This window comes from Mycobacterium colombiense CECT 3035, from assembly GCF_002105755.1.
In the GTDB taxonomy this organism is placed as follows: Bacteria; Actinomycetota; Actinomycetes; order Mycobacteriales; family Mycobacteriaceae; genus Mycobacterium; species Mycobacterium colombiense.
This window is the reverse complement of record NZ_CP020821.1, coordinates 5,418,131-5,440,861: the sequence shown is the minus strand read 5'-3', so window position 1 is coordinate 5,440,861 and position 22,731 is coordinate 5,418,131. Positions and strand designations below refer to the sequence as shown.

The 22,731-nt window shown below is 67.0% G+C and carries 21 protein-coding genes and 2 pseudogenes; 11 read left to right on the top strand and 12 right to left on the bottom strand.

Translation table 11 applies throughout. The features are described from left to right. Nucleotides 1-36 precede the first annotated feature (36 nt). Genes B9D87_RS25745 through prfB form a run of 8 tightly spaced genes read right to left on the bottom strand, consistent with a single transcriptional unit; the run spans nt 37 to nt 6,465 of the window. Nucleotides 37-882, bottom strand: a complete 846-nt coding sequence (locus tag B9D87_RS25745; protein WP_007772835.1) for a maleylpyruvate isomerase family mycothiol-dependent enzyme — start codon at nt 880-882, stop codon at nt 37-39. A 19-nt stretch (nt 883-901) separates the two neighbouring features. Beyond that, the gene (locus B9D87_RS25740; RefSeq protein ID WP_077091391.1) at nt 902-1,744 is read right to left on the bottom strand and encodes a DMT family transporter; all 843 of its coding nucleotides are present in this window, start codon (nt 1,742-1,744) and stop codon (nt 902-904) included. Continuing rightward, on the bottom strand, nt 1,741-2,250 hold the full coding sequence (smpB, locus tag B9D87_RS25735; protein ID WP_007772839.1) for an SsrA-binding protein SmpB: 510 nt from the start codon (nt 2,248-2,250) through the stop codon (nt 1,741-1,743). The genes B9D87_RS25740 and smpB overlap by 4 nt, the downstream gene beginning before the upstream one ends. 2 nt (nt 2,251-2,252) lie before the next feature. Beyond that, on the bottom strand, nt 2,253-3,146 hold the full coding sequence (gene ftsX, locus B9D87_RS25730) for a permease-like cell division protein FtsX (RefSeq protein ID WP_007772841.1): 894 nt from the start codon (nt 3,144-3,146) through the stop codon (nt 2,253-2,255). Next, nucleotides 3,147-3,836 (bottom strand): cell division ATP-binding protein FtsE, encoded by a 690-nt coding sequence (gene ftsE / locus B9D87_RS25725; RefSeq protein ID WP_007772842.1) that lies wholly within the window; start codon nt 3,834-3,836, stop codon nt 3,147-3,149. It abuts the gene before it with no gap. A 43-nt stretch (nt 3,837-3,879) separates the two neighbouring features. Next, entirely contained in the window at nt 3,880-4,380 is a 501-nt protein-coding gene (locus tag B9D87_RS25720; protein WP_007772845.1) for an Rv3103c family proline-rich protein, read from the bottom strand. After that, nucleotides 4,377-5,363, bottom strand: a complete 987-nt coding sequence (locus B9D87_RS25715) for a mechanosensitive ion channel family protein (RefSeq protein WP_234009760.1) — start codon at nt 5,361-5,363, stop codon at nt 4,377-4,379. The genes B9D87_RS25720 and B9D87_RS25715 overlap by 4 nt, the downstream gene beginning before the upstream one ends. Next, nucleotides 5,353-6,465 carry a peptide chain release factor 2 gene (gene prfB / locus B9D87_RS25710; protein ID WP_007772847.1) on the bottom strand — a complete coding sequence of 371 codons (1,113 nt, stop codon included), beginning with the start codon at nt 6,463-6,465 and terminating at the stop codon, nt 5,353-5,355. Before prfB ends, B9D87_RS25715 begins: the two co-directional genes overlap by 11 nt. Before the next feature lie 162 nt (nt 6,466-6,627). Here prfB and B9D87_RS25705 point away from each other — a divergent pair, with 162 nt between their 5' ends. Together B9D87_RS25705 and B9D87_RS25700 are read left to right on the top strand one after the other, a co-directional pair. After that, entirely contained in the window at nt 6,628-7,989 is a 1,362-nt protein-coding gene (locus B9D87_RS25705; protein ID WP_007772848.1) for an FAD-dependent oxidoreductase, read from the top strand. Between the two features lie 62 nt (nt 7,990-8,051). Continuing rightward, nucleotides 8,052-8,483, top strand: coding sequence for a pyridoxamine 5'-phosphate oxidase family protein (locus B9D87_RS25700; protein ID WP_007772850.1), 432 nt, complete (start codon nt 8,052-8,054; stop codon nt 8,481-8,483). Here the strand turns inward: B9D87_RS25700 and B9D87_RS25695 are convergent. Further along, complete coding sequence (locus tag B9D87_RS25695) at nt 8,425-8,898, bottom strand: group III truncated hemoglobin (protein WP_007772851.1); 474 nt, start codon at nt 8,896-8,898, stop codon at nt 8,425-8,427. The genes B9D87_RS25700 and B9D87_RS25695 overlap by 59 nt on opposite strands. 206 nt (nt 8,899-9,104) lie before the next feature. Next, nucleotides 9,105-9,902, bottom strand: coding sequence for a universal stress protein (locus tag B9D87_RS25690; RefSeq protein WP_040631044.1), 798 nt, complete (start codon nt 9,900-9,902; stop codon nt 9,105-9,107). A gap of 257 nt (nt 9,903-10,159) precedes the next feature. Here B9D87_RS25690 and B9D87_RS25685 point away from each other — a divergent pair, with 257 nt between their 5' ends. The 5 genes and pseudogenes from B9D87_RS25685 to B9D87_RS25665 all read left to right on the top strand — a co-directional run bounded on the left by B9D87_RS25685 (nt 10,160) and on the right by B9D87_RS25665 (nt 16,725). Then, nucleotides 10,160-12,490, top strand: coding sequence for a nitric-oxide reductase large subunit (locus tag B9D87_RS25685; protein ID WP_007772855.1), 2,331 nt, complete (start codon nt 10,160-10,162; stop codon nt 12,488-12,490). Between the two features lie 30 nt (nt 12,491-12,520). Beyond that, entirely contained in the window at nt 12,521-13,120 is a 600-nt protein-coding gene (locus B9D87_RS25680) for a hypothetical protein (RefSeq protein ID WP_415623628.1), read from the top strand. Beyond that, nucleotides 13,117-13,914, top strand: a complete 798-nt coding sequence (locus B9D87_RS25675) for a slipin family protein (protein WP_007772858.1) — start codon at nt 13,117-13,119, stop codon at nt 13,912-13,914. Before B9D87_RS25680 ends, B9D87_RS25675 begins: the two co-directional genes overlap by 4 nt. A gap of 437 nt (nt 13,915-14,351) precedes the next feature. Continuing rightward, complete coding sequence (locus B9D87_RS25670; RefSeq protein ID WP_007772859.1) at nt 14,352-15,524, top strand: PPE family protein; 1,173 nt, start codon at nt 14,352-14,354, stop codon at nt 15,522-15,524. A gap of 92 nt (nt 15,525-15,616) precedes the next feature. Continuing rightward, nucleotides 15,617-16,725: pseudogene (locus tag B9D87_RS25665) on the top strand (PPE family protein). Between the two features lie 7 nt (nt 16,726-16,732). Here the strand turns inward: B9D87_RS25665 and B9D87_RS25660 are convergent. Next, on the bottom strand, nt 16,733-17,101 hold the full coding sequence (locus tag B9D87_RS25660; RefSeq protein WP_007772861.1) for a hypothetical protein: 369 nt from the start codon (nt 17,099-17,101) through the stop codon (nt 16,733-16,735). A 33-nt stretch (nt 17,102-17,134) separates the two neighbouring features. Between B9D87_RS25660 and hisN the strand changes: the two genes are divergently transcribed. From hisN to B9D87_RS25645, 3 genes and pseudogenes are all read left to right on the top strand, one after another. After that, nucleotides 17,135-17,926, top strand: a complete 792-nt coding sequence (hisN, locus tag B9D87_RS25655; protein ID WP_007772862.1) for a histidinol-phosphatase — start codon at nt 17,135-17,137, stop codon at nt 17,924-17,926. 85 nt (nt 17,927-18,011) lie between these two features. Next, nucleotides 18,012-19,414 (top strand): annotated as a pseudogene (locus B9D87_RS25650) (acyl-CoA dehydrogenase family protein). A 32-nt stretch (nt 19,415-19,446) separates the two neighbouring features. Then, entirely contained in the window at nt 19,447-20,652 is a 1,206-nt protein-coding gene (locus B9D87_RS25645; RefSeq protein WP_007772864.1) for an acyl-CoA dehydrogenase family protein, read from the top strand. On the opposite strand, the gene B9D87_RS25640 is transcribed toward B9D87_RS25645, so the two are convergent. Beyond that, nucleotides 20,645-21,502, bottom strand: a complete 858-nt coding sequence (locus B9D87_RS25640; RefSeq protein WP_007772865.1) for an oxidoreductase — start codon at nt 21,500-21,502, stop codon at nt 20,645-20,647. The genes B9D87_RS25645 and B9D87_RS25640 overlap by 8 nt on opposite strands. Nucleotides 21,503-21,603: 101 nt before the next feature. Between B9D87_RS25640 and B9D87_RS25635 the strand changes: the two genes are divergently transcribed. Further along, a complete protein-coding gene (locus B9D87_RS25635) occupies nt 21,604-22,575 on the top strand; it encodes an NADPH:quinone oxidoreductase family protein (protein WP_007772866.1) in 972 nt (323 codons plus the stop codon). Nucleotides 22,576-22,731 lie beyond the last annotated feature (156 nt).

Genomic DNA, 22,731 nt, shown 5'->3' with positions numbered 1-22,731 from the left:
AGCAGCAACGGGATTGTCTTCCCGGCCGGGCGGCGATCAGATCACGAAGTTGAGGTGCTCCACAACCTGGGTGGCCACGTCTTGGTCGCCGCCCAGCTCGATGTCCTGGGGTCGGGCCGGACACATCGGGCGGCCGCCGGCGAGCCTGGTGAACTGCAGCCCGTCCAGGCGGACGGTCGCGGTCGGGTCTCGGCCGGCGAAGTCGTCGACCACCGCGGCGCGCCCGTCGACGCTGACCCGGATGGTGCGGGCCAGCGGTCCGGTGAGGTCGAACTGGACGCGCGAACCCTCGGGCGCCCTGGCCAGCTTGCCCACGACGTAGCCCATGGTCGCGGCGATCTCGTCGAGGGCCAGCGGCGCGGCGGGGCCGGCCAGTTCGTCGTCGGTCGGCGGCCGTTCCAACGCCACGCGAATGTCTTGTTCGTGCATCCAGCAGTCGAACACGCGGATCCGCATGAACCGGCCATACGAATCCGGGCCCGTGGGCGTCATCGTCACCGCGTCCCACTCGTCGCCCGACATGGCCGTCAGCGCCTCGCGCCGATCGGTGGTGATCGCCCGGAAGCTTTCCAGCACGTCGGCGTCGGCGTGCGCGCTCAGGTGGCGAACCCAACACTCGTTCATCACGCCCACGTCGTTGCGCACATGCTTCAGCGTCGACACGTCGATGTCGGGCTGGGGTGCGGCGATGCCGGCAAGGAACGACTCGGTGCCGATCATGTGCGCCACCACGGCTTTGACGTCCCAGCCCGGTAGCGGACTGGCCGCCCGCCACTGCGCTTCGGACAGCCCGGCCAGCAACCCGTCGATGTCGTCCCACACCGCGAAGAGTGCCGAGAGGACGGCGGACTTGTCGAGCTTGGTGACGGGGCGATCGGCCATGGTCACCGATCGTAGGCCGTCAGGCGGACGCGATCATCGCCACCGAGCCCATGGCGAGCACCATGCCGATCCCCTGCAGGCGGGTCACCCGCTCGCGCAGCACCACCATCGCCAGCACGACCGTCGCGGCCGGATACAGCGAGATCAGGATGCTGGCCAACGACAGCAGCCAGGTGTGCAGCGCCGCCAGCATGGTGATGTTGGCGAAGATGTCCAGCACGGCGACGGCGACGGCCAATTTGAGCGGCCGTCCGCGCGGCATCACCAGGTTGTCGCTGGTTTTGGCCATGGCGAACACCACCAGGCTTGCCGCCACCCGGGCGAAGACCAGGGGCCAAAGCTTGCACACGTGTGGCGCCTGGTGCAGAAATACCAGGTTCAACCCCATCGCCGAGCCCGCAACTACTGTGAGCCAGGCCACTTTTGGCGTGAATCGATACGGGGTGCCCTCGACGGGGGCCTCACGGCTGACGAGCATCACCGCGCCCAGCGCCAGGACGACGCCCACCAGGGCGGCCTGGCCGGGCCGCTCCCCCAGCGCCATGCCCACCGCGACGGGCACCGCCGCGTTGAGCACGGCCGCCAAGGGTGAGACCACCGAAATCGGCCCGGAACCCAGCGCGGCGAAGAACGCCCACATACCGAACGCCATTCCGATGCCGTAGAGGCATCCCCACAGAACGGCGCCGACATGGATGGGTCCGCCGACGAAAACGGCCATCACGCCCAGCAACAGCGTCTCGATCGGGTAGGCGACGAGCATCACGCGCAGCGCGGCCACCCGCCGAGCTGCGACACCGCCCACGAAATCGCTGACTCCGTACGTGACGGCAGACAGCTGGGCGTACGCCGCCCCGATCAGGTCATGCCCTTTGCTCGACGTCCCATCTCACGAACCACCTCGCGCTGTGCATCGCGCTGCGCCATGTCCTGGCGCTTGTCGTAAGCCCTTTTACCGCGCGCAAGGGCAAGCTCGACCTTGACCTTGCCCTCGGAGAAATACAGAGACAACGGCATCAAGGCGAGGTTACCATCTCGTATCTTGCCGACCAGCCTGTCAATTTGTTGCCTATGTAACAACAACTTTCGGTTGCGGCGCGGCTCATGATTGGTCCAGCTACCGTGCCGATACTCCGGAATGTACAAGTTACGCAACCAAACTTCGCCGTCGTCGATTGTTGCGAACGCGTCGGCTAGCGATGCTTGGCCCTGGCGAAGGCTTTTCACCTCGGTGCCCTGCAGAGACACGCCGGCCTCGAACAACTCGATGATCGAATAGTTGTGCCGCGCTTTGCGATTGGTGGCGATGACTTGTTTGCTGCCACCTTTGCCGCCCGCCGCCTTGGCCCGGCCGGAACCCTTGGCCACAGCTACCGCCGTATATAGAGGCGTAAGGTCGCGTACCCCGTCACCGCCGCCATCGACACGCCGAGCAGGAACAGCCACGGCGAGATATAGAGGATGTCGGCGTAGTCGACCTTGGCGATCAGATGCGCTTGGTAGAACTGGCTGAGCGCATTGTCCAGGAACAATGCGCGCACCAGCATGAGTCCGAGGACCGCGATCGCCACACCGATGGCCGCCGCCAGCATGGCCTCTACCAGGAAGGGCAGCTGGGTGTACCACCGGCTGGCACCCACCAGCCGCATGATCCCGATCTCGGTGCGCCGGGTGTACGCGGCGACCTGCACCATGTTGGCAATCAACAGGATTGCCCCGACGGCCTGCACCAGAGCAACGGCGAACGCGGCGTCGCGCAGGCCGTCGAGCACCGCAAACAGCCGGTCGATGAGGTCCTTCTCGTTGAGGATGCTGCGCACCCCCGGCTGGCCCTGCATCGCGGCGTCGAACTCCGCGTGCTGTTCGGGGTTGTTCAGTTTGACGATGAACGACGCCGGAAACGAGTCCTTACCCGCCACGTCCTTGAACTCCGGGAACTTCTTGATGGCGTCGTTGTAGGCGTCCTGACGATTGACGAAGCGCACCGATTTCACGTCTTGGCGCGCGTCGATCTTCTCGCGCAGCCCCTTGCAGGGCGCGGACGCACACGTGGTGTCGTTGGCCGATATGTCGTCGGTCAGGAACACCTGGGTCTCGACGCGGTCGAGGTAGATCTCGCGCGAGTTGTCGGCCAGCCGGACCACCAGCAGACCGCCACCGAACAGGCCGATGGAGATCGCGGTCGTCAGGATCATCGCGGCCGTCATCGTGACGTTGCGACGAAACCCGGTCAGGACCTCGTTGAGTAGGAAACCGAAGCGCACTTAGCGGTCCATCCCATAGATGCCGCGCTGCTCGTCGCGAACCAGCCTGCCCAGCGACAACTCCACGACGCGCTGGCGCATCGAGTCGACGATGTGGTGGTCGTGCGTCGCCATCAACACCGTCGTCCCCGTGCGGTTGATCCGCTCCAACAAATCCATGATGTCCTTACTGGTATCTGGGTCGAGGTTGCCCGTCGGCTCGTCCGCCAGCAGGACCAGCGGCCGGTTGACGAACGCGCGCGCGATCGCCACCCGCTGCTGCTCACCACCGGACAGCTCGTGGGGCAACCGGTTGGCCTTGCCGGACAGGCCGACGGTTTCCAGCACCTCCGGCACCACCCGGTTGATGGCGTCGGTTCGTTTGCCGATCACTTCCAGCGCGAACGCGACGTTCTCGTAGACCGTCTTTTGCTGCAGCAGGCGGAAGTCCTGGAAAACGCAGCCGATGACCTGGCGCAGCTTCGGCACGTGCCGCCCGCGCAGCTTGTTGACGTGGAACTTCGACACCCGGACGTCGCCGCTGGTCGGGTTCTCCGCGCCGAGCAGCAGCCGCATGAAGGTGGACTTGCCCGACCCCGACGGGCCGATCAGGAAGACGAATTCACCCTTGTCGATCTTGACGTTGACGTCTTCCAGCGCCGGGCGGGCCGACGCTTTGTACTTCTTACTGACATGGTCCAGGGTGATCATCACGGCACGCCAGTGTAGCGGTGAATTTCGCTGGCAGGCGAAGTCAACTGGCCGGTGGCGGGGAAGTCGGCACCGGGCCGGGCCCCGGCTGGGGTTGCTGCGGCGGCGGTGTGGCGGGGCTTGAGCTGGGCGGGCAGAACGGCGCCGGCAGGATGCACGGCAGCTGCGGCAGCTGAAACGGCGGCGTGGTGGTGGTCGTGGTCGTCGTCACCGGTGGTGGCGGCGGCGGTGGCGGTGGTGGCGGCGGCGGAGTGCTGGTCGGCGTCGGCGTGTAGGTGACGGCCGGCGGCGCCTGCACCCGGCTGCGCGGCACCCAGGTGTAGTTGGGGTCGGGTACGAAGCCGGGTGGCACCAGCTGCTGGGCCGGGGGCTTGGGCGCCGGTTCCGGACGGTAGGTGTCGTAGACCCACCACACCACCAAGAAAGCGACGACCAAGACGAACGTCGACGTGCGCATCCGCCCGCCGAACATGTGCTTCGGCCAGCGATGCTCCGCATCCGAGTCGTCGCCGCGCTTCTCGAGGATGTTCAGGGTGAACTTCAACGCTTCTGCACCGCACCTTGGACTTCATCGTCGTTTTGCTGTTCGGCGGCCTGCGCGACCGGAACCGAGGGGTCTTCCACCAGGCCCACCCTCGCATCCGCCGCCGTCACGATCCCGACGCGGGCCAGCGCCCGGATGACCAGCACGCGTAGCTGCCGGCCGACCTCGAACTGCTTGCCGGGCAGCGTCCGCGCGACCAGACGCAGCGTTACCGTGTCCACCGCGATGCTTTCCACACCCATAACCGTGGGCGCATCCAGCAGCAGCTCCCCGAGCACGGGGTTGTCCATCGCGCGGTCGCATTCTTGATGCAGGACCTCGTTGACCCGGTTCAGGTCGGCGCTGGTCGACACCGGGATGTCCACCACCGCACGCGCCCAGTCCTTCGACAGGTTGACCACCTTGACGATCTGCCCGTTCGGAATGGTCAACACTTCGCCATCCGCCGACCGCAGCCGGGTCACCCGCAACGTCACGTTCTCGACCGTGCCGCTGGCCTCGGTGGCCGAAACCACCGTGATGGTGACCAGGTCTCCGAAACCGTACTGACGCTCCACCAGAATGAAGAAGCCGGCCAACAGATCTCGCACCAATTGTTGCGCGCCGAAACCCAGGGCGGCGCCGACCACGGTGGCCGGCGCGACCAGTCCGCCCACCGAGAACTGCAGCACCGACGAGATCTGCATGATGACCCAGATGCCGATGATGACGACCGACACCCAGGAGATCACCGACGCCAGGGCCTGCCGGTGCTTGGACGCTTCCGAGCGCACCAGCGCGTCGCTTTCGGCGAAGCCCAAATTGAGCTGATGCGTCACCTGCTGGGCCACCCAGTTGACGAACCGGGCCGCCAGCACCGCGGCGATCAGGATCATGACGATCCGTAGACCCCGGGTGATGATCCACTCGCCGAGTTCGCCCCGCCAGAAGTCGTGCCAGCGGTGCGTCATGGACGCGGCGAGAAAACTTGTGTTATTCGTCATCTTTTCGGTTGCGCCAACGGATTCCCGCTTCCAGGAATCCGTCGATGTCTCCATCCAGGACGGCCGCAGGATTGCCGACCTCGTACTCGGTCCGCAGATCCTTGACCATCTGATACGGCTGCAGAACGTAGGAGCGCATCTGGTTGCCCCACGAACTGCCACCTTCGCCTTTTAATGCGTCTAACTCAGCGCGCTCTTCGGAACGCTTGCGCTCCAACAACTTTGCCTGAAGAACTCGCATCGCCGAGATCTTGTTCTGCAACTGCGATTTTTCGTTCTGACAAGTCACGACGATACCCGTTGGGATATGGGTTAAACGTACCGCAGAGTCGGTGGTGTTCACCGATTGGCCTCCCGGGCCGCTCGAGCGGTAAACGTCAACGCGCACATCGCCTTCCGGAATGTCGATGTGGTCGGTGGTCTCCACCACCGGAAGCACCTCGACTTCAGCGAACGATGTCTGACGGCGGCTCTGGTTGTCGAACGGGCTGATTCGCACCAGCCGGTGGGTGCCCTGCTCCACCGAGAGGGTGCCGTAAGCGAACGGGGCGTGCACGGCGAACGTCGCGCTCTTGATGCCCGCCTCTTCGGCGTAGGACGTGTCGAACACCTCGACGGGATACTTGTGTTGCTCGGCCCACCGGATGTACATCCGCATCAGCATCTCGGCCCAGTCCGCGGCGTCCACTCCACCCGCACCGGAACGAATGGTGACCAGCGCCTCGCGTTCGTCATAGTCGCCCGACAGCAGGGTGCGCACCTCGGTGGCTTCGATGTCCGCACGCAGCGCCTTCAACTCGGCGTCCGCCTCGGCCAGCGCGTCCGCGGCGCCCTCACCCTCCTCGGCCGCCAGCTCGTAGAGCACCGGCAGGTCGTCCAGGCGCCCCCGCAGCTCCTCGACCCGGCGCAGCTCGCCCTGAGCGTGCGACAACTCGCTGGTGACCCGCTGGGCGCGCGCCTGGTCGTCCCACAGCTGGGGGTCGGATGCCTCGTGTTCGAGCTTCTCGATGCGCGCGCGCAGACCGTCCACATCGAGCACTCGCTCCACCGTGGTCAGGGTGGCGTCCAGGGCGGCGATATCGGCTTGACGGTCGGGTTCCACAGCCGACAACGTTACCGGGGCCCTCCGGGCAGCTTCCGCTCGCAGCGAGTGTCCAGGTCGCGACCAGCGGTCATGCGTTTAGCATCGAGTCACGATCATGTGCGCCCCGCTTTGCGCGCTCCAGCCCCTCGCGCGCATTCGGGCACGAATAGAAGGTCGAGAATGCGCCCTTATCACGTTGCAATCGTTGGTTCCGGACCGTCAGGCTTCTTCGCCGCGTCCTCCTTGTTGAAGGCGGCCGACGGGTCCGACGACATCGATATCGCCGTCGACATGCTGGAGATGCTGCCCACCCCGTGGGGGCTGGTGCGCTCCGGCGTCGCGCCCGACCACCCCAAGATCAAGTCGATCAGCAAGCAGTTCGAGAAGACGTCCCAGGACCCGCGCTTCCGCTTCTTCGGCAACATCTCGGTCGGCGAACACGTGCAGGCCGACGAACTCGCCGAGCGCTACGACGCCGTCGTCTACGCGGTCGGGGCGCAATCCGACCGCGCGCTGAACATCCCCGGCGAGGACCTGCCGGGGAGCATCGCCGCCGTCGACTTCGTGGGCTGGTACAACGCACACCCGAACTTCGAGGAGGCCACGCCCGATCTCTCGGGATCCCGGGCCGTCGTCGTCGGCAACGGAAACGTCGCGCTCGACGTCGCGCGCATTCTGGTGACCGATCCCGAGGTGCTGGGACTGACCGACATCGCCGACCACGCGCTGGAGTCGCTGCGCCCGTGCGGCGTCGACGAGGTGGTGGTCATCGGCCGGCGGGGGCCGCTGCAGACCGCGTTCACCACCCTGGAGCTCCGCGAGCTGGGAGACCTGGACAACGTCGACGTGATCGTCGACCCCGCCCAGCTGGAGGGCGTGACCGATGAGGACGCCGCCGCGGCCGGCAAGACGGCCAAGCAGAACATCAACGTGCTGCGCGACTACGCGAAGCGCGACCCGCGCCCCGGACACCGGCGCATCGTGCTGCGCTTCATGACCTCGCCGATCGAGATCAAGGGCGACGAGCGGGTCGAAGCGATCGTGCTCGGCCGCAACGAGCTGGTCACCGACGACAACGGGCGCGTATCCGCCCGCGACACCGGCGAGCGCGAAGAGCTACCTGTCCAGCTGGTGGTGCGCTCGGTCGGTTACCGCGGCGTGCCCACCCCCGGGCTGCCGTTCGACGAGAAGACCGCGACGATCCCCAACAGCGGCGGCCGGGTCGAGGGCAGCCGCAACGAATACGTGGTCGGTTGGATCAAGCGTGGGCCGACGGGTGTCATCGGCACCAATAAGAAGGACTCCCAGGACACCGTGGACACGCTGCTCGCCGATCTGTCCGCCGCCGAAGGTCTGGGCGATTTCCCCGGCGACCACGCCGAAAAGTTGGCCGATTGGCTGGCGTCGCGCCAGCCCAAGCTGGTCACCTCGGCGCATTGGGACCTCATCGACGCCCACGAGCGCGCGGCGGGCGAACCGCACGGACGACCCCGCGTCAAGCTGCCGAGCCTGGCGAAATTGCTTCGGGTCAGCCACGGCTGAGTTCGCCCCGAGAGTACGAATGGCTCTACTCAACGCCCACAATTCTCCGTAGCGTTGGGGCCGTGGGTAGCGACCAACCGGTGACCGTGCTTTCCGAAGACGAGAACTGGAATCTGTTGGGCAGTGTCTCGCTGGGCCGCCTCGTCACCAACTTCGCCGGTGAGCCCGAGATCTTCCCCGTCAACTTCGTCGTGCAGGATCGCACCGTGCTGTTCCGCACCGCCGAGGGCACCAAACTGTTCTCGGCCGTGGCCAATCACGCGGTGGTTTTCGAGGTCGACGACCACAACCTCGTCGAGGGATGGAGCGTGATCGTGCGCGGTCGCGCGCGACTGCTGAAGGCGGACACGGACATTCAACAGGCCGAACGCGCGCGGTTGTTGCCGTGGACGGCGACGCTCAAACCGCACTATGTGCGCATCACGCCGGCCGAAGTCACCGGCCGTCACTTCCGGTTCGGTCCGGAGCCTGACCGGCACGAGCCGGTTGCGTGACGAGCAACTCGGGCGCATCGGCCCCGGTCAGTCGCCGGTGCATGGCCCAGGCGATCCGTCCGGCCTGAACTTTCGCCCGATCGGCCGCCGGTCCGCGATACATTTCGTCAACCGTGTTGTGCCACAAGGTGAGCCAGCGCCGGAAGTGACGATCCGACAGTGGGGCACGCCGGTGGATTTCGCGGTGTGCCTGCAGCGCACTGCCGCGATAGAGCCCCGCGCGGAACAGCACGGTCTCCCAGAAGTCACACATCGTCGGAACGTGGGCCTCCAGGCCGGTGGCCCGCAACCCGGCGAACGGCTCGGCCAGAACCTCGTCGTCCAAGGCCCGTCCGTAGAAGCGGCGCAGCAACGCCTCCACGTCGGCGCGGTCGACCAGGTCGACACCCGCCTCGGCCGTCGTCAGCTGGCTCATGGTCGGCAACCCTCCCGATATATCTGCAACTCAGAGTAACACCATCTTGCTCCGGAGGCGCGTGCCCGCAACAGGGCCCTTGGTCCCTTGACACCGCGGCGAAACCGGCGCCCGGCGGGAGGAAATCCCCGGTACATGCCGCCTTGGCTTCGCTGAAACCTGTTGCAGAGCAGTGTGTTTCAGACCACAGTCCGGCGCCGCCCGAGCTACAGGTTGCCGCAACGTATCGCAAGGACGGAATGGCCGTCGTGACACAGCGCCTCGGCCCGATAGGAGTCGGTGACCAACAGCTGGCCGGCATCGTGGTGGGCACGCAGATACCGGTCCACGCCACCGGTCACGATCACCGGCTCGGCCTGCACGTCGGGATACAGCCGCATCCATCGCGCCAGCCTGCGATCCAATTGCCCTTGCGCCGAAGCCTTTCCAGGAGTCTCGTCGCGAACGTTCGCGACTTTCGATACCGACACCGCCCGCAGGGTCGCTCGGCGCAGCCTCGCTTCGTCGAACGCGTGCCGCAACACCGTGCCGTTGTCCACCTCGGTGACCACGCCGCTGATGCGAGGCGCCGTCGGACGGCCCGCCGACTGTTGGATGACGGCGACAGGACACAGCGCGGAGCGGACCAAGGAAGCCGCGACGGCGGGTCCGCCGTGGCAGGCGTGGTTGAGCCCGATCTGCCCGATGCAGACCATGACGGCCGACCTGGACGCTTCGAGCAGCTTGGAAACCGTCCTGCCCCAGAGGATTTCGGTTTCGATCTTGACCGGTTCGCCCGCCGCGTCGACTGCCCGGTGGGCGTCGGCCAACGCGGCACGGGCGACGGCAAGGCGGGTGTCACCGGCGCGCACACCCGACGCGTCGTGCGAATCGATGACGTACACCAATCGCAGCGGAATGTCGCGGCTGACCGCCTCGTCGATCGCCCACACGGCCGCATGTATCGCCGCCCTGGATCCGTCGACACCTACCAAAACTGCGGGAGCTGGATACACGTTGCTCATCGCGACTTCCTTCATTGCGCGGTCGAAAGGTGTTCATTGCACCGTTCAGCTAGAACTTTATGGTTCGTAAACCCCGCTCCCCCAGAGGCATTGGTCCCGAAATAGGTGCCATTGGACCCTACGTCGCGCTCACATAACCGAATTGACTGTTGCCATCGTGTCGCCGGAGATCGAGTATTAGGTGCGGACGAACCCAGTGTGTTCGAAAAGCGAGACAGGGGCATTACCACCCATCGCCTGGACGGGAGACCTCGCGCATGACCGCTCAAGAGACATCCGCTCAACAGTCATCGTCACAGCCCCTGGTCGGAAAGGGCTGGGCCCAGGGCGTCGCCCTGGTCATGATCTTCGGCTTCCTGGTGATGGGCATTCTGGCCTACCGCACGTATTCGGCGTCGATGCCGATGCCGGACAAGGTCGTCAGCGAATCGGGCCAGCTCCTGTTCACCGGTCAGGACATCACCCGGGGCCAGGAGCTCTACCAGGCCCGCGGCCTGATGGAATACGGCTCGGTGCTCGGCCACGGGGCCTACCTCGGACCCGACTACACCGCCGAATACCTGCGGACCGCCACGGAGGACGTCGCCGGCCAACTTCGCGCGCAGGGCGTCACCGATCCGCGCGAACGCGTCGTCACCGAATTCCGCACCAATCGCTACAACCCCGCCAGCAAGACGCTGGTGTTCACCGACCGCCAGGCAGTGGCATTCGACCACATTCAGAGCCAGTACGCCGCCTACTTCGGTGAGAACTCAACGAAATACGGGCTGCTGCCCCACATGATCACCGATAAGGCGCAGATCCGTGACCTCACGGCGTTCTTCGCCTGGACGGCCTGGGCCGCGGCGGCCGAACGTCCCGGCCACAAGTACACCTACACCAACAACTGGCCGGCCGAGCCGCGCGTCGACAACGGGCCCACCGCGGCGGTGATCGTCTGGTCGGCGCTGTCGCTGATCGCGTTGCTGGGCGGCATCGGGATCATGTTCGCGGTCTACGGCCGCTGGAGCCAGAAGGTCGGCTGGCACAGCGCCGAGTCCTCGACCCTGTCCTTCCGCCAGCCCGGCGAGGTGAGCCTGACCCCGGCGCAGCGCGCCTGCATCTGGTTCTTCGCAGTCGTGTCGGTGCTGTTCCTGGCCCAGACGCTGCTGGGGGCCGCGGCCGAGCACTACCGGGCCGACCTGTCCAACTTCTTCGGGCTGGATCTGGCCCGCGTGCTGCCCTACAACCTGGCCCGCACCTGGCATCTGCAGCTGTCGCTGTTCTGGACCGCGGCGGCCTTCCTGGCCGGCGGCATCTTCCTGGTGCCGTTCATTGCCCGACGGGAGCCCAAACGCCAGGCGCTGCTGGCGTACGTGCTGCTGGGTGCGGTCGCCGTGGTGGTGTTCGGCTCGTTGATCTGCGAGGCGTTGTCCATCTACGGCGTGATTCCGGCGGGCGGGCTGTTCTCCCAGCAGTGGGAGTACCTCGACCTGCCGCGCCTGTGGCAGATCCTGCTGATCATCGGCATGTTCGTCTGGATCGCCATCATCTGGCGCGGCATCCGCGGCCGGCTCAGGGGCGAGTCGAAGATGAACATGCCCTGGCTGTTCTTCTTCTCTGGGCTGGCCATCCCCGGCTTCTACGCCGTGGGTCTGTTGGCGGGCAGCGACGCCCACTACACCGTCGCGGACTTCTGGCGGTTCTGGGTCGTGCACCTGTGGGTCGAGGATTTCCTCGAGCTGTTCACCACCGTGATGGTGGCGTACATGTTCGTGTTGCTCGGGGTGGTGCGCGAGAAGATCGCGCTGGGCGTGATCTTCCTGGACGTCATCCTGTACTCCGCCGGTGGTGTCATCGGCACCATGCACCACCTGTATTTCTCCGGCACCCCGGTGGAGCACATGGCGCTGGGCGCGTTCTTCTCGGCGGCCGAGGTCATCCCGCTGACGTTCCTGACCGTCGAGGCGTGGGCCTTCCTGCAACTGGGTGCGCGCCAGCAATCCGGCGACGCCAACCCCTTCCCGCACCGCTGGGCGGTCATGTTCCTGGTCGCGGTGGGATTCTGGAACTTCTTGGGGGCCGGCATCTTCGGGTTCCTGATCAACCTCCCGGTGGTGTCGTACTACCAGATCGGCACGGCGCTGACGGCCAACCACGCGCACGCGGCGATGATGGGCGTGTACGGCATGCTGGCCGTCGGCCTGGCCATGTTCGCCTTCCGCTACGTGATCCCGCCCGACAAATGGCCTGAGAAGCTGGCGCGAATCTCGTTCTGGTGCATGAACATCGGGCTGGCGTGGATGGTGTTCGCCACCCTGCTGCCGCTGGGCGTGCTGCAGCTCTACCACTCGGTCAACGACGGCTACTTCGAGGCCCGGTCGCTGGGTTACATCACCAAACCGGGCAACGCCGTCCTGGAGTGGCTCCGGCTCCCGGGCGACGTCATCCTGATAGTCGGTGGTGTGGTGCCGTTTGTCTGGATCGCCTTGACCGCGCTGCTCAACTTCCGCTCGGGGACCACCGTCGACGAATTGCCGGAAAATCCCCTGTACACCCAGGCACCGACGGAGCCGGAGCCCGGCGCCGCGGTGCCGGCGAAGGATTGAGCGGTGACCGCGCCGACCGCCTCGGTGTGGATGATCGCCGGATACTCCCTGGCGCTGCTGGCCGTCGGCTGGTCCTTCGACGTGATGGCCCGGCGGGCTTCGGCGCACGCGGCACGTTGGCGCACAGGACAATTCACCTACCGGCCCGACCATGACGCGTGGGTCTGTCCGCAGGACCATTGGCTGTGGCCGACCTCGTTCGATCCGAAGCACCGGGTCATGCGATATCGCGCACTGCCGGTGGTGTGTAACAGCTGTCCCGTCAAATCCGACTGCACGACCTCCGAACACGGCCGGGAGATCAGCCGCGAGGTCGACCCGTGGCCGCATTCGGACGCCGGACGATTCCACCGTGGGATCGCCTGCTGCGTGGCCGCGCTGGGGATCGTGCTGCCGCTGGCGACCTTGGTCGCCAACCACTCCGCCGCCGACGCGCTGGTCCTGACGGCGACCGTGTTGATCGTCGCGCTGTTGGGGCTGCCGCTGGTCCGTCACCTGTGGAACACTCCGTCCAACGCGCCCGACCACCTGCCGCACCGCACCGCGATCGAGGACCAGGTGGCCGCCGCAATCGACCGGTACTCCACGCGCTGGGGTGGGTGGAAAAGCAAGGAGGACAACACGACATGACTGCCCTTGTGGTTGGCCTGATCGGCGCCGGGCTGGTCCTGCTAGCCGTGCTCGCGACGTGGTCGCTTGCCGTGCTGCGCGAGTACGAACGCGGGGTCGTGTTCCGGATGGGCCACGCGCGCCCGCTGTACGGTCCCGGATTGCGATTTCTGATCCCGCTGCTGGACAAGATGATTCGCGTCGACCAGCGCCTGGTGACGTTGACCATTCCACCGCAGGAGGTGATCACCCGCGACAATGTGCCGGCGCGGGTCAACGCCGTGGTGATGTTTCAGGTGGTGGAACCGCTGAAAGCGATTCTGGCGGTGGAAAACTACGCGGTGGCGACGTCGCAGATCGCCCAGACCACACTGCGTTCGCTGCTGGGCCGGGCGGACCTGGACACGCTGCTCGCACATCGCGAGGACCTCAACAGCGACCTGCGCACGATCATCGAGAAGCAGACCGAGCCCTGGGGTGTACAGGTGCGCGTGGTGGAGATCAAGGACGTCGAGATTCCCGAGTCGATGCAGCGGGCGATGGCCCGCGAGGCCGAAGCCGAGCGCGAACGCCGCGCGAAGGTCATCAACGCCCGCGGCGAGCTGCAGGCGTCGGAGGAACTGCGCGAAGCCGCGGAGACCCTCTCGAAGAGTCCGGCATCACTGCAGCTGCGCTATCTGCAGACGCTGCTGGAGCTGGGGGCGGACCAGAACTCGACCGTCGTCTTCCCGCTGCCGGTCGACATCATCACGCCGTTCCTGCGGCATCCCGAGGCGCTGCAGGGTGTGGTCGACAGCCTCAACCATCGCGGGTGACCACCGCGCGGATCACCAATTATCAAGCACGTCAGATACTTTCGTTGTTCAACAAGCGTCAAGCTAGCGTGGACGGTGGTTAACGAAAGGTAAACGTAAGATGAACACAGGCTGAATTCTGCCTGGTCGGCATCGGGAAATAGGCAAAACCCCGCACGCGTCAGCCGCACCTGCGACGTTTGAAGGGCCCGAAAACCGAAGGTCTTTTGTAATGCCCTGCGCGCACGCTCCGCCAGCCCGATAACACGCGCCACGCTGACCGCCAGTCGGCGGTAGCGCGATCGCGCCGGGCTGCCCTCTCACCTGACGCGGGGTGGGCTTTGCCGAATCGCAAAGCGAATCCGGGAGCGGCCCTTTCTTTCGAACACGCCGATGCGGCGAGCGCCGGCGCCACTGGCGTTTGCCCGAAAACCGCACATTGAGGGGATGTATCACAGATGGATTGGGCTTTTGTTCCACCCGAAATCAATTCGGCCCGGATGTACACCGGGCCCGGATTGGCCTCGCTGTTAGCCGCCGCCGGAAGCTGGGACGCGCTCTCGGCCGAGCTGGCCTCCACCGCCGAGTCCTACGAATCGGTGCTCGTGGGCCTGGGCCTGCAATGGCGTGGCCCCGCCGCCGAGTCGATGGCGTATTCGGCCGCCCGCTACATGGGCTGGCTGGAAGCGACCGCCGAGCAGACGAAGCAGACGGCCATGCAGGCGCGGACGGCCGCGGCGGCCTACGAGCAGGCGTACTCGATGACCGTGCCGCCGCCGGTGATCGCCGCCAACCGCACGCTGCTGGCATCCCTGGTGGCGACGAACATCGTGGGGCAGAACACCGCGGCCATCGCCGACACAGAGGCACAGTATTCCGACTTCTGGGCGCAGGACGCCGCCGCCATGGCCGGCTACTCCGCGTCGTCGACCGTGGCGACGGCGCAGCTGCCCCGATTCGCCACCGCGAACAAATCCACCACCGAATCCGGCGTGAGCGCCCAGAACGCCGCCGTGGCCACGGCCAACACCAACGCCGGCGCGACCAAGGTTGCCGCGCAGACGTTTTCACCGTTGGATACCAGTCCAACCGGACCGGGGAGCACCCCTGGCGACATCTACTACCTGGACGCATCGACGACGAGCTCGGGCACCAACGCCTTTCGGGTCCTCGATGCGATTCAGGGAACGAGCCTCGGCTTCACCGCTCCCTACAACATGGAGCAGTTCGTGTCCGGCATCATCGGGGCGGAGAACAATCTCGGCATCCTGGCCAAGCCCGGCGCGGCGGCGGCCAACCTCGCTCCCGCGATCGCGGCGCCGGCACTCCGCGGCGCCACGGCGGGCCTCGGCGGTGGCCTGGGCAACGTCACCGCCACCCTCTCGCACGCAGGCACCATCGGGCCGATGTCGGTCCCCGCAAGCTGGGCCGCACCCACGAGCACCCATATCTCGCCGCTGGAACCCGCCGGCTTCACCACGATTCCCGGGACCGAGGAGCCGGTTGCCTCCGGGTATCCCGGGTACCCCGGCCTGCCGGGCGGTGGTGCGGCGCGATCGGCCGGCGCGGGGGTCCCGCCACGCTACGGCGTGCGGCTCACCGTGATGCCACGCCCGCCGGCCGCCGGGTGACGTGCCACCACTTTTCCAACTGCAGTCGGTCATAGGACGAACCTTTCACCGCATGCAGTTTCGTTTCACGCGGCCTTTAGGGCTGTAAGACAATGGAATTCGGTTTTCTGCCACCAGAGGTGAACTCTGCGCGGATGTACGCGGGCCCCGGGTCGGGTTCGCTGCTGGCCGCCGCGGGAAGCTGGGATTCGCTGTCTGCCGAGCTGGGTGTCACGGCCGCGGTGTACGAATCGGTGCTGTCCGGGCTGACCGGTTTGCACTGGCATGGGCCCGCAGCCCGGGCGATGGCGGCGAGTGCGGCGCCGTACGTGGCGTGGCTGTATTCGACCGCCGAGCTTGCACAGCAGACGGCCATGCAGGCGCGGGCGGCCGCCGCGGCCTACGAACTCGCCCATGCCATGACCGTGCCCCGCCCGTGGTCGCGGCCAACCGCACGCAGCTGGCCACGCTGGTGGCAACGAATTTCTTCGGCCAGAACACCGCGGCCATCGCGGCCACCGAAGCCGAGTACGCCGAATACTGGGCCCAAGATGCCGCCGCGATGTACGGCTATTCCGCCAGTTCGACTGCGGCCGTTCAGTTCTCGCCGTTCGCTTCCCCGCGCCAGACCACGACCACCAATGGGGTGGCGACGCAGCAGGACGCCGTCGTGCAAGCTGCCGCGAACACCTCGAGCTCGGGGGTGCAATCGGGATCGCAGGTAGTTGCGAATTCCTCGCCACCCGGGACGTCGGAAATCCCGCTCGATTTCCGGATCCTTGACACCATCCAGGCCGCCCAGTTCACGTTCAGATCCATTTTCACCGCGGAGGGTACTCCCGCCGGAATCATCCAGGCCGACAAGACCTTAGGGATTCTGCCGAACCTCGGCGCGCTTCCGGCCGCGCTGCCCAAGGCCCCCGCGCTCAGCGGCGCGACGTCGGGCATGGGCAACGTCGACGCGGTGCTCGCGCGCGCCGCACGGATCGGCCCGATGTCGGTGCCCGCGGGATGGACCAGCGCGACCGGCAACCAAGTCGCGGCACTGCCGGGCGGCGGCTTGTCCGACCTGACGGCGACCGAAGCGGTCGCCCGGGCCGGAACCTCCGCGACGCCCGGCATCCCCGCGCTCCCGGGCGGCACGGTCCGGCGGGCGGCGCTCGTGGTCCCCCGCTACGGCAGACGGATCACGGTGATGGCGCGCCCCTTCGCGGCGGGCTGACGGAAACTCAGCCCGCGGGCGGCTGCGGCGCCTCGGGTGGCGCGGGCGGCCCGGGCGGTGGTACCGCCGGCGCGAACCTCCAGTTGTCCGGGTTCTTCGGCGAATAGACCACCGGGAACAGCTGGCCGATGGTCGGCCAGTGATCCACGTCGACGGCCATGCGCTGATACACCGCGTGCTCGTTGACGGTGGGCCCATTCATCACGCCGGCGATGGTCACGAACTGCTCGCCCGTGGCGTCGGGTCGGGGGCTTATCCCCGTCACCAGCAGCGTGCCGCTCAGCAGTTCACCGCGGGGGCCGCGCGGGACGAACCGCTGGACGAGGAATACGCCCAATATCGCCACCAGCAGGAGCAGCAGTCCGAATTCCCACACGAGGCCATGGTAGGTCCGTGATAAGACTGCGTCATGAATCGCACCGGCGACCTGGCGCTGGCGCTGGCGCTGGCCGACCGCGCGGACAGGTTGACGTCCGCCCGCTTCGGCGCGCTGGACCTGCGCGTCGACACGAAACCCGACCTGACGCCGGTCACCGACGCCGACCGTGCGGTGGAAACCGAACTGCGCGACGCGCTCGGGCGGGAACGGCCCGACGACAGCATCGTCGGCGAGGAGTTCGGCGGCGAGACCACCTTCACCGGGCGGCAATGGATCATCGACCCGATCGACGGCACCAAGAACTTCGTGCGCGGGGTGCCGGTGTGGGCCACCCTGATCGCGCTGCTGGACGACGGCGTCCCCGTCGTCGGCGTCGTCAGCGCCCCGGCGTTGCAGCGCCGGTGGTGGGCCGCGCACACCCAGGGCGCGTTCGTCACGGTCGACGGCGCGCCCGCGCGCCGGCTCTCCGTTTCGTCAGTGGCACAACTGGATTCGGCCAGCCTGTCGTTCTCCAGCCTGTCCGGGTGGGCGCAGCTCGGCGTGCGGGACCGATTCATCGCGCTGACCGACGCGGTGTGGCGGGTGCGCGCCTTCGGCGACTTTCTGTCCTACTGCCTGCTTGCCGAAGGCGCGGTCGACATCGCCGCCGAACCGGAAGTGTCGGTGTGGGACCTCGCCGCGCTCGACATCCTGGTGCGCGAAGCCGGTGGGGCGCTGACCGCGCTGGACGGCACCGCAGGACCGCACCACGGCAGCGCCGTGGCCACCAACGGCCTGCTGCAACAGCAGGTCCTCGCCAGCCTCTCGGGCCCGCGGGTGTGAATTAGTTAACAAGTGTTCTCTGCGATCTTACTCCGGAGTAAGATCGGCGATATCCGCATTGCCCATCGACCTGAGGCTGCTGAAAATGACCGGTTCCGGTTCCAAAGAGACTTCAAAATCCGCCCGCTCCCGCGTCAAACGGCGCGACCATAAGTCCGCGGTCGGGCTGCAACCACACAAGCGCACCGGCGTCGACATCGCGATCGCGCTGATCACCCCCCTCGTCGGGCAGGAGTTCCTGGACAAATACCGGCTGCGTGACCCGCTCAACCGCGCCCTGCGCTACGGCACGAAGACCGTCTTCTCCACGGCCGCCACGTCGTCTCGGGAGTTCAAGCGGATCCAGAACCTGCGCGGCGGGCCGACCCGGCTCAAGTCCAGTGGCAAGGACTACTTCGACCTGACGCCCGACGACGAGCAGAAGATGATCGTCGAGACTCTCGACGAGTTCGCCGCGGAGGTGCTGCGCCCCGCCGCGCACGACGCCGACGAGGCGGCGACCTACCCGCACGAGCTGATCAGCAAGGCCGCCGAGCTGGGCATCACCGCGATCAACATCCCCGAGGACTTCGACGGCATCGCCGCGCACCGGTCCAGCGTGACCAACGTGCTGGTGGCCGAGGCGCTGGCCTACGGCGACATGGGCCTCGCGTTGCCACTGCTGGCGCCGGGGGCGTGGCCTCCGCGCTGACCCATTGGGGCAGCGCCGACCAACAGGCCACCTATCTGCCGGAGTTCGCCGGCGAGAATGTGCCCCAGGCGTGCGTGGCCATCGCCGAGCCGCAGCCGCTCTTCGACCCCACCCGGCTGAAGACCACCGCGATGCGCACCCCCAGCGGGTACCGCCTCGACGGGGTGAAGTCGTTGGTCCCGGCCGCCGCCGACGCGGAGCTGTTCATCGTCGGCGCGCAGCTGGACGGCAAGCCGGCCCTGTTCATCGTCGAGTCTTCGACGAAAGGCCTTACCGTGAAGGCGGATCCGAGCATGGGGATTCGCGCGGCGGCCCTGGGCCACGTGGAACTGTCCGGCGTGACGGTGCCGCACAGCGCCCGGCTCGGTGAGGACGAGGCGACCGACGAGGACTATTCCGAAGCGATCGCGCTGGCCCGGCTGGGCTGGGCGGCGCTGACCGTCGGCACCTCACACGCGGTGCTCGACTACGTCGTTCCGTACGTGAAGGAGCGTGAGGCGTTCGGCGAGCCGATCGCTCACCGGCAGGCGGTGGCCTTCATGTGCGCCAACATCGCCATCGAACTGGACGGGCTGCGGCTGATCACCTGGCGCGGCGCGGCGCGGGCCGAGCAGGGCCTGCCGTTCGTTCGCGAGGCGGCGCTGGCCAAGCGGCTCGGCGCCGACAAGGGCATGCAGATCGGCCTGGACGGCGTCCAGCTGCTCGGCGGCCACGGCTACACGAAAGAGCACCCGGTCGAACGCTGGTACCGCGACCTGCGGGCCATCGGCGTCGCCGAGGGCGTCGTCGTCATCTAGGTCGTTATCCAACTCGAACTGAAAGTTCAATCATGGCAATCAATCTGGAACTTCCCCGCAAGATGCAAGCGGTGACGACGAAGACGCATCAGGGCGCCGCCGAGTTGATGCGACCGATCGCCCGCAAGTACGACCTCAAGGAGCACGCATACCCGGTCGAGCTGGACACGCTGTTCAGTCTCTTCGAAGGCGCCTCGGAGTCAATCGAATTCGCGGGAGCCAACGCGCTGGGCGGCGAGGACGAAGAACGGGACAAGAACCACAACGGCGCCAACATGGCCGCGCTGCTGCAGACGCTGGAAGCCAGCTGGGGCGACCTGGCGATGATGCTGTCCGTGCCTTATCAGGGGCTGGGTAACGCCGCCATCTCCGCGGTCGCCAACGAAGAGCAGCTGCAACGCCTGGGCAAGGTGTGGGCGGCGATGGCTATCACCGAGCCGGGCTTCGGATCGGACTCGGCGGCCGTGTCGACCACCGCCACCCTGGACGGCGACGAGTACGTGATCAACGGCGAGAAGATCTTCGTCACCGCCGGATCGCGCGCCACCCACATCGTGGTGTGGGCGACGCTCGACAAGTCACAGGGCCGCGCGGCGATCAAGTCGTTCGTCGTCCCGCGCGAGCACCCCGGTGTGACGGTCGAACGGCTGGAGCACAAGCTCGGCATCAAGGGTTCCGACACCGCGGTCATCCGGTTCGACAACGCCCGCATCCCGAAGGAAAACCTGCTCGGCAACCCCGAAATCGAGGTGGGCAAGGGCTTTTCCGGAGTGATGGAGACCTTCGACAACACCCGTCCCATCGTCGCGGCCATGGCGGTCGGTGTCGGCCGCGCCGCGCTGGAGGAGATTCGCAAGATCCTCACCGAGGCCGGCGTGGAGATCTCCTACGACAAGCCCTCGCACGTCCAGAGCGCGGCGGCTTCGGAGTTCTTGCGGATGGAGGCCGACTGGGAGGCCGCCTATCTGCTGTCGCTGCGCGCGGCGTGGCAGGCCGACAACAAGATCCCCAACTCCAAAGAAGCATCGATGAGCAAGGCCAAGGCCGGCCGGATGGTCACCGACGTCACGCTCAAGACCGTCGAATTGGCAGGCACCGCAGGCTATTCCGAGCAGTTGCTGCTGGAGAAGTGGGCGCGCGACTCGAAGATCCTGGACATCTTCGAAGGCACGCAACAGATTCAGCAGTTGGTGGTCGCCCGCCGACTGCTGGGTCTGTCCTCCGCCGAGCTCAAGTAGCGATTGCGTTCAGCCGCCCGCGGTCGTCGTCGTCCAGTTCGATAGACGCGACGTCCATGTTCTCTTCCAGGTGGCTGCGCGACGAGGTGCCGGGGATCAGCAGCACGTTGGGCGCGACGCCCAGCGTCCACGCCAGCGCGACCTGAGCCGGTGTGCGCGCCAGCCGCTGCGCGATCTCCTGGACCACCGGGTGGCCCAGCACCGGGTTGGGTTGTACGAAGGCCGCACCGAGCGGGAAGAACGGGACGAAGGCGATCCCCCGCGCCGCGCATTCCTCGAGCACCGGGGCCGACTCCCGGTGCACCAGATTGAAAGCGTTTTGCACACAAGCGATCTCGGTGCGCCCCACAGCATGCAACAGGTGCTCGCGGTTGACGTTGCTCAGCCCGATTCCGCCGATCAATCCCCGGTCGCGGGCCTCGATCATGGCCGACAACTGGTCGTCGAACCCTTGGTCCGGCCCGTCGCTGTCGAACAGGCGCAGGTTGACCACGGCCAGTCGCTCCACGCCGAGGCTGCGCAGGTTCGTTTCGATGTCGCGACGCAATTCGGCCGGCGAGCCGGCCGGCAGCCAGGCACCCGTGTCGTCGCGGCGCCCGCCGACCTTGCTGACCAGCGCCAGGTTCTGCGGATAGGGGTGCAGCGCGGCGCGAATCAGTTCGTTGGCGACGTCGGGACCGTAAAACTGCGAGGTGTCGATGTGGTCGACGCCGAGCTCGACCGCCCGGCGCAGCACGGCCAGCGCCTCGTCGCGGTCGCCCGGTGGACCGAACGCGTTGGGCCCGGGCAGCTGCATGGCCCCGAAGCCGAGGCGGTTGACCGAAAACCCACCGAGTGGAAAGGGATCCATACGGTGAGGTTAGCGTCGAAAGCGACGTCGACGTGAAGGACGTCGCCGGGCCGTCGTGCGGGTCGAGGGCGGATTTTGAGCGGCCAGTAGGCTCTGGTGCCATGCGCGCGGTACAAGTGACTCGGCTCGATGGTCCGGACGCGGTCGAGTTGACCGACATCGACGAACCGTCGGGCGACGGGGTGGTCGTCGACGTGCACGCCGCCGGGGTCGCCTTCCCGGACGCCCTGCTCACCCGGGGCCTCTACCAATACCGTCCGGAGTTGCCGTTCGTGCTCGGCGCCGAGATCGCCGGCGTGGTCCGATCGGCACCCGAGGGCGCGCACGTGCGCCCCGGTGACCGGGTCGTCGGCCTCACGATGCTGTCCGGCGGCATGGCCGAGGTCGCGGTGCTGGCCCCGGACCGGGTGTTCAAGCTGCCCGACAACGTGAGCTTCGAGGCCGGCGCCGGCCTGCTGTTCAACGACCTGACGGTGTACTTCGCCCTGACCGTCCGGGGTCGGCTACAGCGCGGCGAGACGGTTCTGGTGCACGGCGCGGCCGGCGGCATCGGGACCTCGGCGCTGCGGCTGGCGCCGGCGCTGGGCGCCTCCCGCACCATCGCCGTGGTCAGCACGCAGGACAAGGCCGACATCGCGACGGCCGCCGGCGCGACGGACGTGGTGCTGGCCGACGGTTTCAAGGACGCGGTGAAGGAGTTGACCCATGGCCGCGGCGTCGACATCGTCGTCGACCCCGTCGGCGGCGACCGATTCACCGACTCCCTGCGCTCGCTCACTCCCGGTGGGCGGCTGCTGGTCGTCGGGTTCACCGGCGGCGAGATTCCCACCGTCAAGGTAAACCGGTTGCTGCTCAACAACGTTGACGTGGTCGGTGTGGGCTGGGGTGCCTGGGCGGGAACGCATCCGGGCGCGCTGGACGAGCAGTGGGCCGGACTCGAGCGATTGCTGACCTCCGGGGAGCTGGCCCCGCCCGAACCGGTGACCTACCCGCTGGAGGAAGCCGGGACCGCCGTCGCGTCGCTGGAGAACCGCAGCGCCAAGGGGAAGGTCGTGCTGCGCGTCCGCGGTTAGGCGCTGCGCTCGGCCCCTGCCTGATTGCCCGCCTCGTAGCGACAATCGCCCCCTAAGCTGCGCATCGATGTTGTCGCTGTGAGGTGGGCACAAAGCCAGTCCTGCCCGGCGGCGGCCCTGTGTGGCGACCGGCCGCGGCCCTCGTGTCGTTGAGCC

What these genes read in the sequence shown, in the direction of transcription:
- B9D87_RS25715 (WP_234009760.1), bottom strand. Translation starts at nt 5,363, where the DNA reads ATGACGAATAACACAAGTTTTCTCGCCGCGTCCATGACGCACCGCTGG.
- hisN (WP_007772862.1), top strand. Translation starts at nt 17,135, where the DNA reads ATGAATCGCACCGGCGACCTGGCGCTGGCGCTGGCGCTGGCCGACCGC.
- B9D87_RS25690 (WP_040631044.1), bottom strand. Translation starts at nt 9,902, where the DNA reads ATGAGCAACGTGTATCCAGCTCCCGCAGTTTTGGTAGGTGTCGACGGA.
- ftsE (WP_007772842.1), bottom strand. Translation starts at nt 3,836, where the DNA reads ATGATCACCCTGGACCATGTCAGTAAGAAGTACAAAGCGTCGGCCCGC.
- B9D87_RS25645 (WP_007772864.1), top strand. Translation starts at nt 19,447, where the DNA reads ATGGCAATCAATCTGGAACTTCCCCGCAAGATGCAAGCGGTGACGACG.
- B9D87_RS25680 (WP_415623628.1), top strand. Translation starts at nt 12,521, where the DNA reads ATGATCGCCGGATACTCCCTGGCGCTGCTGGCCGTCGGCTGGTCCTTC.
- B9D87_RS25670 (WP_007772859.1), top strand. Translation starts at nt 14,352, where the DNA reads ATGGATTGGGCTTTTGTTCCACCCGAAATCAATTCGGCCCGGATGTAC.
- B9D87_RS25745 (WP_007772835.1), bottom strand. Translation starts at nt 882, where the DNA reads ATGGCCGATCGCCCCGTCACCAAGCTCGACAAGTCCGCCGTCCTCTCG.
- B9D87_RS25695 (WP_007772851.1), bottom strand. Translation starts at nt 8,898, where the DNA reads ATGAGCCAGCTGACGACGGCCGAGGCGGGTGTCGACCTGGTCGACCGC.
- B9D87_RS25640 (WP_007772865.1), bottom strand. Translation starts at nt 21,502, where the DNA reads ATGGATCCCTTTCCACTCGGTGGGTTTTCGGTCAACCGCCTCGGCTTC.
- B9D87_RS25675 (WP_007772858.1), top strand. Translation starts at nt 13,117, where the DNA reads ATGACTGCCCTTGTGGTTGGCCTGATCGGCGCCGGGCTGGTCCTGCTA.
- B9D87_RS25635 (WP_007772866.1), top strand. Translation starts at nt 21,604, where the DNA reads ATGCGCGCGGTACAAGTGACTCGGCTCGATGGTCCGGACGCGGTCGAG.
- B9D87_RS25685 (WP_007772855.1), top strand. Translation starts at nt 10,160, where the DNA reads ATGACCGCTCAAGAGACATCCGCTCAACAGTCATCGTCACAGCCCCTG.
- B9D87_RS25705 (WP_007772848.1), top strand. Translation starts at nt 6,628, where the DNA reads ATGCGCCCTTATCACGTTGCAATCGTTGGTTCCGGACCGTCAGGCTTC.